7 protein-coding genes and 2 pseudogenes are annotated in these 14,540 nt (G+C 59.8%); 2 read left to right on the forward strand and 7 right to left on the reverse strand.

Annotated features, from left to right (window positions below; all coding sequences use genetic code 11):
* Window positions 1-1,092: 1,092 nt before the first annotated feature.
* A complete protein-coding gene (locus FS777_RS21645; RefSeq protein ID WP_256675157.1) occupies window positions 1,093-2,106 on the reverse strand; it encodes a polymorphic toxin type 44 domain-containing protein in 1,014 nt (337 codons plus the stop codon).
* A gap of 434 nt (window positions 2,107-2,540) precedes the next feature.
* Window positions 2,541-5,468: an aminotransferase gene (locus tag FS777_RS06765; RefSeq protein ID WP_145254637.1), complete on the reverse strand. Its 2,928-nt coding sequence runs from the start codon at window positions 5,466-5,468 to the stop codon at window positions 2,541-2,543.
* A 399-nt stretch (window positions 5,469-5,867) separates the two neighbouring features.
* On the opposite strand from FS777_RS06765, the pseudogene FS777_RS21855 reads away from it, so the two are divergent.
* Together FS777_RS21855 and FS777_RS21860 are read left to right on the forward strand one after the other, a co-directional pair.
* Window positions 5,868-6,443 (forward strand): annotated as a pseudogene (locus FS777_RS21855) (PAS domain S-box protein); the annotation flags it as partial.
* 105 nt (window positions 6,444-6,548) lie between these two features.
* A pseudogene (locus FS777_RS21860) lies at window positions 6,549-6,980 on the forward strand (methyl-accepting chemotaxis protein); the annotation flags it as partial.
* 116 nt (window positions 6,981-7,096) lie between these two features.
* On the opposite strand, the gene FS777_RS06775 reads toward FS777_RS21860, so the two are convergent.
* From FS777_RS06775 to FS777_RS06795, 5 genes are read right to left on the reverse strand one after another with little or no spacing between them, the layout of a single operon-like run.
* Window positions 7,097-8,704 (reverse strand): ABC transporter ATP-binding protein, encoded by a 1,608-nt coding sequence (locus FS777_RS06775; RefSeq protein ID WP_078478303.1) that lies wholly within the window; start codon window positions 8,702-8,704, stop codon window positions 7,097-7,099.
* Between the two features lies 1 nt (window position 8,705).
* Window positions 8,706-9,725, reverse strand: a complete 1,020-nt coding sequence (locus FS777_RS06780; RefSeq protein WP_058605100.1) for an ABC transporter permease — start codon at window positions 9,723-9,725, stop codon at window positions 8,706-8,708.
* A 1-nt stretch (window position 9,726) separates the two neighbouring features.
* Window positions 9,727-10,800, reverse strand: a complete 1,074-nt coding sequence (locus FS777_RS06785) for a microcin C ABC transporter permease YejB (protein WP_145254640.1) — start codon at window positions 10,798-10,800, stop codon at window positions 9,727-9,729.
* A gap of 1 nt (window position 10,801) precedes the next feature.
* Window positions 10,802-12,637: an extracellular solute-binding protein gene (locus FS777_RS06790; RefSeq protein ID WP_058639804.1), complete on the reverse strand. Its 1,836-nt coding sequence runs from the start codon at window positions 12,635-12,637 to the stop codon at window positions 10,802-10,804.
* Window positions 12,634-14,463 carry an extracellular solute-binding protein gene (locus FS777_RS06795; RefSeq protein WP_145254643.1) on the reverse strand — a complete coding sequence of 610 codons (1,830 nt, stop codon included), beginning with the start codon at window positions 14,461-14,463 and terminating at the stop codon, window positions 12,634-12,636. The genes FS777_RS06790 and FS777_RS06795 overlap by 4 nt, the downstream gene beginning before the upstream one ends.
* Window positions 14,464-14,540 lie beyond the last annotated feature (77 nt).

Below are 14,540 nucleotides of genomic sequence, written 5' to 3' on the forward strand. Positions count from 1 at the left end.
TTAAGTTTTAAGTTTTAAGTTTTAAGTTTTAAGTTTTAAGTTTTAAGTTTTAAGTTTTAAGTTTTAAGTTTTAAGTTTTAAGTTTGATTGCGTTGGTGTGGGTGTTGAAAGAGAGCATAGTCCATTTGCGATGGCGACGCTTAATCACCTTTTCGCCATTACGGCGAGTCACTTTTTGTCAAACGCGACAAAAAGTAACCAAAAAACGCTGCGCTCCATTCATACGGCCCCTACGCTGCGCTTCGGGGTTCCCTCACTCCGGTCTTGCTCCCGGGAGGACCGCGCTGTAGGCCCCATCCTGGGGCCCAGCGCTTGACAGGCATCCATGCCTGTCACCTCCCTCCGCAAGACCTGCGTTCGGCCTTCTGAAGTCGCGAAGATCAAAAGCAAGATCAAGATCAACAGCAACAGCAAAAAGTTGACGATGTAAGGTCAGGAGTTAATACGTGGCGTGCGAGCAGAGTCAGGGTTCGCGTCGTTGCTTCATTAATGTGTGCTTGCCCAGACACTATGGTTAAGTGAGTTTCTGCCTGAAGCATTGCCGACTGAGTCGGGTCGGATTTTCCTTATTTCTATAGGCTAATCGATAGGGCAGTTAAGATCATGACTTTGATAGTCAGCGGGGTGTCCGTTTCTCCCGCTGGGAACGATTTTTTGCAGCACTGGTGTGCCTTAATATACCTCCATTATGGCATTCGTGCCTCCAGTTCGAATTTCACCTCATTCAAGTTACCTTCGACCTTGTAATAGGCCGTATTGTGGAATTCGTAGATCTTATTTAGGGTGCGTAGTTTTACGGATCGGCCCGTAATCTCGTAGACCGCACCCGTACTTCTCGTCACCAAAAAAGGAACTGAATCTTTGCTTCTTTGCAAGGCGGCTTCATGACTGGGCTGGACCTCCATCACGAAGTACCTGTACACGTGAGGGACTGTAGCGCCCCCACCACTGTACCGAACTTCATAGATGGCGCCGTTCTCTCCGACACGGGACACGGAAATGATTTCATCGGGATCTGGCAAAGTACGGTTGGATGCATAAATGTAGATCATCTGGCCTAGGCAGAGCAGTGTTAATAACCAGAGGCAAATCCTAGTGTTCTTTGGACTTGGCATAATCAATATCTGCTTTAATCCATGCTTGATCTACTGGATCGTCACCGTATGGCGCCTCTGCCCACCAAGCGTCGAAATCCGCTTGCGATGTGCCTGAAACCAACTGTGCAGCCCCTGCAGCTCTTAAAAGGACGGCTTCGGATATCCCGCTTGCAGTACCTGTAGCACCATAATTGAAATTTCCAAAGCTTTCAAACTGCGGGCCCAGCTGCTTGTAATCCCACTCACCACGATTACGCACTTTCTTATAAAACCAGCTCAGTAGAAAAGCGGTACCACCATTCTTGAAGTGCTCTTTTTGAGCTTTGGATTCTTCGAGGTTCTGGTCAAGTGATACACCTGGGGGTGGAGAAGGATACTGATTCAGACGAATCTGTTCCATTGCCGCGCTTAGTGCTTCCGCTGCGCGGATATTTTGTGTGCTTTCGATAGCTAAAAGGGTTTCTACACGCGCTCGTAGACGTTGTGCCATTTCAGTGTAAATTTGAAGAAGTTTAACAGCTTGTAAACTGTCCGCCCAGTCCGCTAGGCGCTTTTGGTCGACTACCACCTTGTAGCCTTTGGCGCGTACAAAGCTGGAGGGTTTGGCACTGGCCGGATCAAAGCCGTGATTGCTGGCGAAACGCAGTGCAATGGCGTTTTTTTCAGTGGCGGTTGATTCTTTGGCCATGTAGAGTTTGATTAATACATTTTTCTCGTTCCTGACAATATTGATGGGTGTTAATATGTCGATGGTCGTGTTTAGTCCGCCTGCCTCCAAGATGTCAGCATCTAGTTCGGCATCCAATGCGTTTAAGTTTTCATTATGTTGCTGATTAATTTCATTTTCTTTCTGTGTCATCCAGTCTTGGACATATTCGTTAGCGCGAATCAACCAGTCCAATGTGTCCTGTGCTTGGGGGTCAAGAGGTTCCACAACTGGACGGACAGTGAGTGGCGAAAAATCGGGACGACGATCAGTAATGACCGTGGCAGGTAGCTCTCTTGGCATTTAAATGACCATTATCTAGATGTTACGTTTGAGTGGGGTGCCGTGAGGTTGCTCTCGGCTCAGGAACCTTAAAAAAGAACCCGGGCGCACGCAAGATAATGAGATAAAACGAAACATATTCCTATTGCGGCTTCTGTGTCTATTCTGTTGTAACAAGAAGAAACGGATACGCATTTAGTTGTGTAGTAGGTTTTCTTCAATGCAGTGTCATGGCTCCTGGCCAAGTATTTAGATGCTGTACAGCGCGTCCCACGACTTATTATTGCAGGCGATAAATGCACCTTGACTTGGCTGGGCACACGTCACGATAGCGCGGTGCCCAATTCACACTACTGATGCCGCTAGACAGGTCAGCCGCCTAGCCACTTGGGTCGCCCGCGTGGCCGCGGGCCCATATGGACGGCTCAAAGATTCAGGCCAACAGGCCATCCCCCTCACACGCCCTGCGAAAGCACCCGATCAATACAGTCCACAAAATAATCCACACTCGCCCGCGTGGTGCACATCGGCGGTTTGATCTTCAGGATGTTCAGGTAATCGCCCGTCGGCTGCATGAAAATCCCCAGCTCGCGCAGACGGTTACACAGCACCATGGTTTCCTCGGTCGCAGGTTCCAGCGTATCCCGGTCGCGCACCAGTTCCAGCCCCAGATAAAAGCCCGAACCATGCGCCGCACCCGCCAAGGGATGCTTGTCGACCAGCGCTTGAAGGCGGGCCTTGAAATAGCGCCCCGTCTCGCGGGCGTTGTCCCACAGGCCCTCCTGCTGCAACACATCCAGTACCGCCATGCCAATGCGGCAACTGACCGGGCTACCGCCGGCAGAGGAAAAGAAGTAACCCTCAGCCTCCAGCGCCTCGGCGATTTCGCGACGCGTGATTACCACCCCCAGCGGCTGGCCATTGCCCATGCCCTTGGCCATGGTGATGATATCCGGCACCACGCCTTGCTCCTCGAAACCCCAGAAATGTTCCCCTAGACGGCCATAGCCCACCTGCACTTCGTCGGCGATGCATACCCCGCCGCGTGCGCGCACCTTGGCATAGGCCGCTTGCAGGTAGCCCGGCGGCAAGGCAATGCCGCCGGCATTGCCATACACAGGTTCGCAGATGATTCCAGCCAGCTGGCGCCTGCTCGCATCGAGTTCGGCCAGCCGGTTATCGACGTCGCGCAGGTAGTCAGCGGCGCTGTCCGGGCCTCGGAAACGGCCGCGGAACGTGTTTGGGGCTTCGACCGGGTGCACCCAGGCGGGGCGGGTTTCCAGGGCCTGCGGGTTGTCGGCAATGGACGTGGAGATCGCATCGGTCGCCACCGACCAGCCATGGTAGGCCTCCAGTACGCTGAGCATGTCGCGTCCACCGCTGTAGGCCCATGCCAGGCGGATTGCCAGGTCATTGGCTTCAGTACCGCTGTTGACCATGAAAACGCGGTCGAATCCGTCGGGCGCCAGGGCCAGCAGGCGTTCGGAGAATTCGGTGACGGCGGCGTAGTGAAAGCGCGAATTGGTGTTGAGCAGCGACCATTGCCGTGCCGACTCGGCCGCCATGCGCGGATGACCATGCCCGAGTACGGCCACGTTGTTGAGCATGTCTAGGTAAGAGCGACCTTGCAGATCGATCAGGTAGTTGCGCCAGCCGCGCTCGATCTGGGGTGGGTCTAGGTAATAATGCTTCTGCGACCGGGCAAAACTGGCCTCGCGTCGAGCCAGTAATGCGTGAGGGTCTGGCAGGGCGTCTGCGTTGCAGTCCAACCTCAGTAAGCCCGCAGGGGAAGGGCACAGGGCCAGCCATGCTGGCGCGCGGGAGGGCGCGGCGAAGAACGGCGGTTCGAGGCTGCTGTCCAGGCATAGCTGGACGCTGAGCCTCTCCCCGCTGTTGCCCAAGGCATCGCCCTTTCGCAACCATTGCCCATCGGCGGGGGCCTGTGCCAAACCAGTGAGCCACAGGTCCCATGAGGAGCTGCGCAAGTACCCGCTCTGTTCATCTACAGACCGCCACGTGCCGTCCTGCGGCGCCTGCACGGCCGTGCCAGGCTCCAGTTTCAGCTCCACCCCCAATGCGCAGGTTGCCGGTTCTTCGCTACGATCGATGTGTGTCTGGGACAAGCGATACTGCCCATGCAACGTGCATGCTGGTGCTGACTGGGCTGCCAGCAGGCGCTGGTCGAAACCTGGCACCTCCCAATTGCCGGCATCGCAGTGCACGCTCAGCACCCCCAAATCGAGGCGGGCGACCGGGTGGCCAGCCACGGTAGGTAGCAGCGGTGCGCAATCAACGAAGCAGGGGGCCGAAGGCGCTGAACCAGCTGCCTGTAAAATGGCGACTTCCATCAGTGCCAACGGTGCGGCCTGCGCAGTCTCGAAAATCTGCCATTCATGGGCGGCGTTATCGCGAATGTACTGGTTACCGGGGTCGATGGCCTGCTGTTGAGCACTGCTGAGCACCAACACGATTGCACGGTTGACCACCAAGGGCCACAACGCGCGTAGTTCTGCCTCGGTCAGCGGATTGACCGCCTGATAGGCACTGACGGCGGCAAGCACTCTGAAAGGGTCACCGTCGGCATGATGCAGCAGCGCTGCGCAGGTCACCGACAGATCGGCAACGCGCCAGGTGCGAACCAGGTCGCCGAAATCGATGAGCCCCTGCAGTTGCCACTGGCGCTGCGCATCTTGAGCCCAGACGGTGTTGTCATCGGTGATGTCCAGGTGCACGGCCTGGATGGGCAACTGCTTCATCAGAGGGGAAAGGCGGATGGCAGCGGCTCGTGCTGCCTCGCTCAGCCGTCCGCGTAGCCTTGGGTCTTCCACCTGTGCCAGCAGGCGGTCAATCAATGCCGGGGCGTGCCTGGGGTCCCATTGCAGCGTGCGTGCCAGACCTTCGTGGTCGAAATCTGCAAGGGCCCTGTCGACCTGCGCGCAAAGGGTGCCCATCGCCTGAATCACAGGGGCTGGAAGCCACCCGCATCGGGTCAAGGGCTGTCCTTGCAAGTACTCCAAGACCCGGACCCTCAGCGCTTGCCCTTCGATATCCAGTGTCAGCAGGGTGTTGCCAGTCTTTGCGGCAACCACCGAAGGCACTGGCAAGGCCTGGTCACGCAGCACACCCAGCGCAGCATGCTGAGCGTGCAGCTCGGGCTCGGCGTAGCTGGCGTGGCACGCCTTGAGCACGAACTTGCCCTGGCCAGTATCCATAAGCACATTCAGATCCTGTTGACTGCCAAGCGGCTGTAGTTCGCCGCAGAGGCCGTAATGCTCCGAGAGCAGTTCACGTGCCTGGGAGAGTGCTAGGCAGGGCGCTGGCAGGCTCACACGTTCTGTGATCTGGCGAAGGACGGTGGCGGCATCATGAAGACGTGTAGGCATGGGTCGTACCGGGTCATAAGGAGACTGACGTTATTTATGCGCGTTCTGGGCGATGAAGAAAGACGATTGTCTTCAGTTTTTCTGAAAACGCTCCACGCGGCAGCGCGGAGCAAAGGCCCTTGTATTGAACCTGTACACAGGTGATTTCTTGTACAGAAAGGTGATATCTGGATGATGGCGTCCTTCCCCGCGCCTTCGTCCCGTTCAATCACATTTATTAAGCCTGTCTATAGGAACGACCGCCGTATCTTCGAGTCGAAACGGCATCAGGGACGTGATGGATAGACCCCAGGCACCCCGTTGGACCGCGCTGTGGGCCTGTACAAGTATTGACTGATCTGTCACACGTAAGCAGTGACAGTACGCTGGTGCTGACGCACCCCACCCTCAGGTGACCCCATGTTCAATCGGCAACTCAAAGCTACCTTGGCCGCCCGCGAAACCGAACTGGCTACGCTTCGTCAGCGCCTGGACGTTTTGGAAAACGGCGCATTTTTGCGCCTTGATGCACAACGTCGCGCTCTCGAATGCAGCCCGGCGTTCGCCACTGCCTTGGGCGTTTCGCCCGAAGCGGTGGTAGGGCAGCCACTCGGGAACTGGCTGGCGGCGCCGGCGCAAGAAAGCCAGGCGCTGTTGGAGGCCCTGTTGCGCTCCAGCGCCATCATCCAGTTCGACCTTGAGGGCAAAGTGCTGGCCGCCAACCCCAACTTCCTGACGGCGTTGGGTTACCGCCTGGACGACGTGGTGGGGCAGCATCACCGCATGTTCTGCAGCCCTGATGAGGTCAAGGGCGAGGCATACAGCAACTTTTGGCGCACCCTCAACGCAGGTCGCTATGTGACCGGGCGTTTCAAGCGCCTGGACCGCCACGGGCATGAGGTCTGGCTCGAGGCCAGCTACAACCCGGTCAGCGATGCCAGCGGCAAGCTGGTGAGGGTAGTCAAGTTCGCTTCCTTGGTGACCGACCAGGTGCAGCGTGAAGAGGCCGTCAAGCAAGCGGCGCAGGTGGCGCTGGAGGTGTCGCTGCAAACCGATGGCAGCGCCAGCGAAGGGGTCGTGGTCATGCAGGAAGTGGGGCAGTCCATGCAGGGGGTCGCGCGTCAACTGCAGTCGGCCGGTGACACCATCAGCGCGCTCGGCCAGCAATCGACGGTGATCAGTGCCATCGTCCAGACCATTGGCGCCATTGCATCGCAAACCAACTTGTTGGCGCTCAACGCAGCCATCGAGGCGGCGCGGGCGGGTGATCAGGGGCGTGGCTTCGCCGTGGTGGCAGACGAGGTGCGCAAACTGGCCGGTCGTACCAGCGCGGCCACGGCGGAAATCGATGCGGTGGTGGCACGTAACCAAGCGTTGGTGACCCAGGCCGTGGGCGAAGTGCAAAGCAGCCGTGCCGAAGCGGCCAATGGCCTGCAGCTGGCTGACCATGCAGGGCATGTAATCAGCAGTATCCAGGAAGGTGCCAAGCGCGTGGTCGGCGCTGTCGAGCGGGTCAGCAAGGACCTGCGTTAGCGTCCTGCAGGTCAGGGCGCAGTGTGAAACGCCCGCCGCCGCCTGACAGCGTGTCAAACCGACGCGCCCTGTAGAAGAGCGCGTCGGGCCGGGACACGGTTAACGCGCCGTGGGCGTTAACGGGCTTCAGGCTGCAAGAACGCGGCCTCCAGCAGTTGCTGGGTGTAGGGGTGTTGCGGGGCCTGAAAGATGGTTTGAGCATCCCCTTGCTCGACCACATGGCCTTGCTTGATCACCATCAGCTGATGGCTCAAAGCCTTGACCACTGCCAGGTCGTGACTGATGAACAGGTAGGTGAGGTTGTATTTCTGCTGCAGGTTGCGCAGCAGCTCAACCACCTGGCGCTGTACCGTCCGGTCCAGCGCGGAGGTGGGCTCGTCCAGCAGGATCAGCGCCGGCTTGAGCACCAGGGCTCTGGCGATCGCGATGCGCTGGCGCTGGCCGCCTGAGAACTCATGGGGGTAGCGATGGCGCGTCTGCGGGTCGAGTCCGACCTCCTGCAGCGCTGCGATGATGGCGGCTTCCTGTTCCTGGGCGGTCCCGATACGGTGGATGCGCAGGCCTTCACCCACAATCTCGGCCACGCTCATGCGCGGGCTGAGGCTGCCGAACGGGTCCTGGAATACCACCTGCATTTCCCGCCGCAGGGGGCGTACGGCTTGCTGGTTCAGCCCTTGCAGTTCTTTCCCGTGGAAGCGGATGCCACCTTGGCTCCCGATCAAGCGCAGAATCGCCAGGCCCAGGGTCGACTTGCCTGAGCCCGACTCGCCCACGATGCCCAGGGTCTGCCCCTGGGGCAGGCTGAAATTGATACCGTCCACGGCTTTGACGTGGTCGACGGTGCGGCGCAGCAAGCCTTTCTTGATCGGAAACCACACCCTCAGGTCATCCACTGCCAGCAGTGGCGAGCCGGGGGTGTTGTGCGCCGGCAAACCGCTGGGTTCGGCGTTGATCAGCATCTGTGTATACGGGTGCTGTGGGGCATCGAATAGCGTGGCGCAGTCGGCTTGTTCGACGATCTGCCCCTGCTGCATCACGCACACCCGGTGCGCGATTCGCCGTACCAGGTTCAGGTCATGGCTGATCAACAACAAGGCCATGCCCAGGCGCGCCTGCAGCGCCTTGAGCAGGTCAAGCACCTTGAGTTGCACGGTCACGTCCAGCGCGGTGGTCGGTTCGTCTGCAATCAACAATTCTGGCTCGTTGGCCAACGCCATGGCGATCATCACACGTTGACGTTGCCCGCCCGAGAGTTCATGGGGTAGGGCCTTGAGGCGCTTGCGCGGCTCTGGGATGCCGACCATCTCCAGTAACTCAAGGGTGCGAGCGGTGGCCTGCTTGCCGGTCAGCCCCTTGTGGATGAGCAGAATTTCGTTGATCTGCTTTTCGATGCAGTGCAGCGGGTTGAGCGAGGTCATCGGCTCCTGGAAGATCATCGCGATACGGTCGCCACGAATGCGCTGCATGCTCTTTTCGTTCTGCTGCAGCAAATCCTTGCCTTGATAGCGGATCGTGCCACCAGGATGGCGAGCCAGGGGGTAGGGCAGCAAACGCAGGATAGAGTGGGCAGTCACTGACTTGCCCGAACCGCTTTCTCCGACCAGCGCCAGCGTTTCACCTTTGCGGATGTCGAAGCTGATGCCGTCGACCACCCGGTTGGTGTGCTCGCCGGTCACGAACTCGACGGCAAGGTCACGCACTTCGATCAGGTTTTCTTCGCTCATGTCACTTCCTCGGGTCGAAGGCGTCGCGGGCGGACTCGCCGATAAATACCAGCAGGCTCAGCATCACGGCCAGCACGGCAAATGCGCTGATGCCCAGCCACGGCGCCTGCAGGTTGGACTTGCCCTGCGCAACCAATTCGCCAAGCGACGGAGCGCCCGGAGGCAGGCCGAAGCCGAGAAAGTCCAACGCGGTCAGCGTGCCGATCGCGCCGGTGAGAATGAACGGCATGAACGTCATGGTCGAGATCATGGCATTGGGCAGGATATGCCGGTACATGATCGCGCCGTTGCGCATGCCCAGTGCGCGCGCGGCGCGAACGTACTCCAGGTTGCGTCCGCGCAGGAATTCGGCGCGGACCACGTCCACCAGGCTCATCCAGGAAAACAGCAGCATGATGCCCAGCAACCACCAGAAATTGGGCTGCACGAAGCTGGCCAGGATGATCAGCAGGTAGAGCACTGGCAAGCCGGACCAGATTTCCAGGAAGCGTTGCCCAGCCAAGTCCACCCAGCCACCATAGAACCCCTGCAAGGCACCGGCGATCACGCCGATGATGGAGCTGAGCACGGTCAGGGTCAGGGCGAACAGTACTGAAATGCGGAACCCGTAGATCACCCGTGCCAACACGTCGCGCCCTTGATCATCGGTGCCCAGCCAGTTGTCAGCTGAGGGGGGAGCGGGGGCGGGCACGCGCAGGTCGTAGTTGATGCTCTGGTAGCTGAACGGTATGGGTGCCCACAGCACGAAGCTGTCCTTCTTGGCCAGCAGGTCACGCACGTAGGGGCTCTTGTAGTTGGCTTCCAGCGGGAACTCACCGCCAAACGTGGTTTCCGGGTAACGCTTGAAGGCAGGGAAGTACCACTGGCCGTCGTACTGCACGGCAATGGGCTTGTCGTTGGCGATGAGCTCGGCGCCCAGGCTCAGCCCGAACAGGATCAGGAACAGCCACAGCGACCACCAGCCACGGCGGTTGGCCTTGAAACGCTCGAAGCGACGACGGTTCAGAGGGGACAAGGCCATGTCAGTGCTCCCGGCTGGCAAAGTCGATGCGTGGATCGACCAAGGTGTAGGTCAGGTCGCCGATCAGTTTCACCACCAGCCCCAGGAGGGTGAAGATGAACAGGGTGCCGAAGACCACCGGGTAATCGCGGTTGATGGCCGCTTCGAAACTCATCAGGCCCAGCCCGTCGAGGCTGAAGATCACCTCGATCAGCAGCGAGCCTGTGAAGAAGATGCCGATGAACGCCGAGGGAAAGCCTGCGATCACCAACAACATGGCATTACGGAACACGTGGCCGTACAAGACCCGTGACCGGCTCAGGCCCTTGGCCTTGGCGGTGACCACGTACTGCTTGTTGATCTCGTCGAGAAAGCTGTTCTTGGTGAGCAGCGTCATGGTGGCGAAGTTGCCAATCACCAGGGCCGTGATCGGCAACACCAGGTGCCAGAAATAATCGAGGACCTTGCCCGTGGTGCTCAGCTCATCGAAGTTGTTGGAGGTCAGGCCGCGCAGTGGGAACCAGTCGAAGTAGCTGCCGCCGGCGAACAGCACGATCAGAAGGATCGCGAACAGGAACGCCGGGATGGCATAGCCCACGATGATCGCCGAGCTGGTCCACATATCGAAGTGACTGCCGTGTCTGACCGCCTTGGCGATCCCCAGGGGGATCGAGATCAGGTACATGATCAACGTGCTCCACAGCCCCAGCGAGATCGATACCGGCATCTTCTCCAGGATCAGGTCGATGACCTTGGCGTCACGGAAGAAGCTGTCGCCAAAATCCAGCCGGGCATAGTTCTTGATCATGATCCACAGGCGTTCGGGCGGCGATTTGTCGAAGCCGTACATGCGCTCGATCTCCGCCACCAGCGCAGGGTCCAGGCCTTGGGCACCCCGGTAGTTGGAGCCGGCCACCGACACCTCGGCGCCCCCACCTGCGATTCGGCTGGTGGCGCCTTCGAACCCTTCGAGCTTGGCGATCATTTGCTCTACGGGCCCGCCAGGAGCGGCCTGGACGATGATGAAGTTGATGATCAGGATGCCGAACAATGTGGGGATGATCAGCAGCAGTCGCCGCAGGATATAGGCCAGCATGTCAGTTGGCCTCGCCGGCAGTGGCCTGGCTTGCCTTGGGCGGTGTGCCGGGCTTGATCCACCAGGTGTCGATGCCGATGTCGTACTTGGGCGAAACCTTGGGGTGACCGATGTGGTTCCAATAGGCCACGCGCCAGGTCTTGATGTGCCAGTTCGGAATCACGTAGTAGCCCCACAGCAATACCCGGTCCAGGGCGCGGCAGTGGTCGATCAGGCTCTGGCGCGACTCGGCGTTGATCAGGCCATCGACCAGTTGGTCGATGGCAGGGTCACGCAGGCCGATGAAATTGCGGCTGCCGGGGTTGTCGGCGGCCGCGCTGGACCAGAATTCCCGTTGCTCGTTGCCAGGGGAGTTGGACTGGGGGTAGCCGCCGACAATCATGTCGTAGTCGCGCGAGCGCAGGCGGGTGATGTACTGAGACACATCAACCCGGCGGATGTTTAGCTCGATACCCAGGTCCGCGAGGTTGCGCTTGAAGGGCAGCAAAACCCGCTCAAACTCGGTCTGGGCAAGCAGAAACTCGATGCTGACCGGCTGGCCGTTGGTGTCGACCATCTTGTCGTCGACGATTTTCCAGCCCGCTTCCTGCAGCAACTTGTAGGCTTGGCGCTGCTGTTCCCGGATCATCCCGCTGCCGTCGCTGACCGGGTTATGGAAGGCCTGGGTGAAGACCTGCTCAGGCACCTGGCTGCGCACCGGGTCGAGGATTTTGAGCTCGCCAGGGCCGGGCAGGCCACGGGCCGCCATCTCTGAATTCTCGAAGTAACTGCCGGTGCGCGTATAGGCGCCGTTGAACAGCTGCTTGTTGGTCCATTCGTAGTCCAGCAGCAGGCTCAGCGCCTTGCGCACGCGTATATCCTGGAAGACCGGCCGGCGGATGTTGAAGATGAAGCCCTGCATGCCGGTGGGGTTGCCATTGGGCAGCTCCTCCTTGATCAGGCGGCCATCGCGCACGGCCGGCACGTTGTAGGCTGTGGCCCAGTTCTTGGCGCTGACCTCCAGCGAATAGTCGAAGGCGCCGGCCTTCAGTGCCTCCAGCGCAACCGTAGTGTCGCGGTAGGAATCGAAGGTCATGGCGTCGAAATTGTAGAAACCACGGTTGATGGGCAAGTCCTTGGCCCAATAGTCCTTGACCCGCTCATAGCGCACCGAGCGCCCGGCCTTGACCTCGGCCACCTTGTAGGGCCCGCTGCCCAGCGGAATTTCCAGGTTGCCGCGGTTGAAGTCGCGCTGCGCGTACCAATGCTTGGGCAGCACGGGCAACTGGCCGAGAATCAGCGGCAGTTCACGGTTGCCCTTGTGCTTGAACGTGAACACGACCTTGAGCGGGTCTTCGGCGACCACCTCGGCCACGTCCGCGTAGTACTGGCGGTACAGAGGGGCACCGTCCTTCATCAGCGCATTGAAGGTGAACACCACGTCTTCGGCGCGCATGGGATGGCCATCGTGGAACCGCGCCTCGGGGCGCAGGTAGAAGCGCACCCAGCTGTTGTCAGGCGCCTTCTCGATCTGTCGAGCGACCAGACCATATTCGGTGAAAGGCTCGTCCAGGCTCTGGCGCATCAAGGTATCGTAGATGATGCTGATGTTTTCGGCCGATACCCCCTTGTTGATGAAGGGGTTGAGGCTGTCGAACCCACCAAAGCTGGACTGGCGGAAGGTGCCACCCTTGGGAGCGTCCGGGTTTACGTAATCGAAGTGCTTGAAATCCGCTGGGTATTTGGGCGGCTCGTCGTACAGGGTGAGTGCGTGCTGCGGCGCTGCCAGCGCGGGAAGGCTCAGGCAGGCCAGCAACAGGCTGCCGGCCAGCCGGCGCAAGGAATGCGTGGGCGTCATTGGGCTTTCTCCGAAGTCTTGATCCACCAGCTGTTCAGCCCGAGGGTATAGGGCGGCGTGGTGACGAAGCCGAACCGATTGCGGTAGGCCAGGCGGTGGTTGTCGAGGTACCAGTTGGGAATCATGTAGTGCTGCCATGACAGCACGCGGTCCAGCGCTCGCGCCGCTGCCACCTGGTCATCACGGGTGCGCGCCGCCAGCAAGGTGTCGAGCAGATGATCGACCACAGGGTCGTCAACCCCGGCGTAGTTCTTGCTGCCTTTGGTGGCCGCCTGGCTTGAATGGAAGTACAGCCACTGCTCGAGGCCCGGGCTCAGGGTCTGGTTCAGGGTCATCAGAATCATGTCGAAGTCGAACTGGTCCAGTCGCTGTTTGTACTGGGCGCGGTCCACGGTTCGCAAGCGCGCGTCTACACCGATGCTGGAGAGGTTTTCGACATACGGTTGCAGGATGCGTTCCAGGTTGGGGTTTACCAGCAGCACTTCCATGCGCAGCGGTTGGCCCTTGCTGTCGACCAGGCGCTGCCCCTTCAGCGTCCACCCGGCCTCCGCCAGCAAGGCCAGGGCCTTGCGCAACGTCTGCCGGTCGATCCCGCGCCCGTCCGTGCGGCTGACCTGGTAGGGTTCGGTGAACAGCTTGGCCGGAAGCTGGTCGCGAAACGGGGCCAGCAACAGCCATTCCTTGCCCTGGGGCAGGCCGGCGGCTGCGAATTCGCTGTTGGGGTAATAACTGGTCGAACGGCGGTAGGCGCTGCTGAACAGCGCACGGTTGGTCCACTCGAAATCGAACATCAGGCCCAGCGCCTGGCGCACCCGTGGATCGCTGAAGGTGGCCCGACGGCTGTTCATGAACAGGCCTTGGGTCTGGGTCGGGATGCGGTGGGGGATCTGCGCCTTGATCACTTCGCCGCGCCGCACGGCGGGGAAGGTGTAGCCGTTGGCCCAGTTCTTGGCTTGATGCTCGATGTAGATGTCGAACTCGCCTGCCTTGAAGGCTTCGAAGGCAACGGTCGAGTCGCGGTAGAACTCGTACTCGACACGGTCGACGTTGTACTTGCCGCGATTGACTGCCAGGTCCTTGCCCCAGTAGTTTTTCACCCGCTCGAATACCAGGCGCCGGCCTGGCTGTACCTGGGTCACCCTGTAGGGCCCGCTGCCCAGCGGGGGCTCGAAGGTGGTGGCCTTGAAGTCGCGTGTGCGCCAGTAATGCTGGGGCAGAACGGGCATTTCCCCAAGGCGCAGGATGAGCAGCGGGTTGCCGGCACGCTTGAATACGAAGCGAATACGCAGCGGCCCGAGAATGTCCACCCGCTGCACTTCCTGCAGGTTGGTCCGGTAAAGCGGATGGCCTTCCTTGAGCAGTGTGCGGAAGGAGAAGGCCACGTCTGCCGACGTGATGGGCTTGCCATCGTGCCAGCGGGCTTGCGGACGCAGGTTGAACACCACCCAGCTGCGGTCCTGGCTGTATTCGACCGAGCGGGCGATCAGCCCATAACTGGAGGTCGGCTCATCGCCCGAGGGGTCGTACTGGCCGGTGCCCACCATGAGGGTTTCGTTGAGTTCGTTGACCCCATACTGTTGAAAGTTGGGCGTGCTCACCGGGCTCGTACCCTTGAAGGTATAGGGGTTGAGGGTGTCGAACGTACCGAAGGCCATCGCCCGCAAGGTGCCACCTTTGGGGGCTTGCGGGTTGACCCAGTCGAAATGGGTGAACGAGGCCGGGTACTTGAGCGTGCCGAACTGCGCGTAACCGTGGCTCTCGCTCACGGTTGCGACGGCGGGAAAGCTCAAGGCCAGGCTGAGTGTAAGAAGGAGGGGACGTATCAAGTCGGCATCCGATCCAAAGGCATTGGGCTTTGATCGGGCTACAGTAACAGTTTGCACTGGCGCGGCAAGCGCCAAAC

The sequence above is a fragment of the Pseudomonas sp. DE0157 genome (assembly GCF_007678615.1).
Classification (GTDB): domain Bacteria; phylum Pseudomonadota; class Gammaproteobacteria; order Pseudomonadales; family Pseudomonadaceae; genus Aquipseudomonas; species Aquipseudomonas parafulva_B.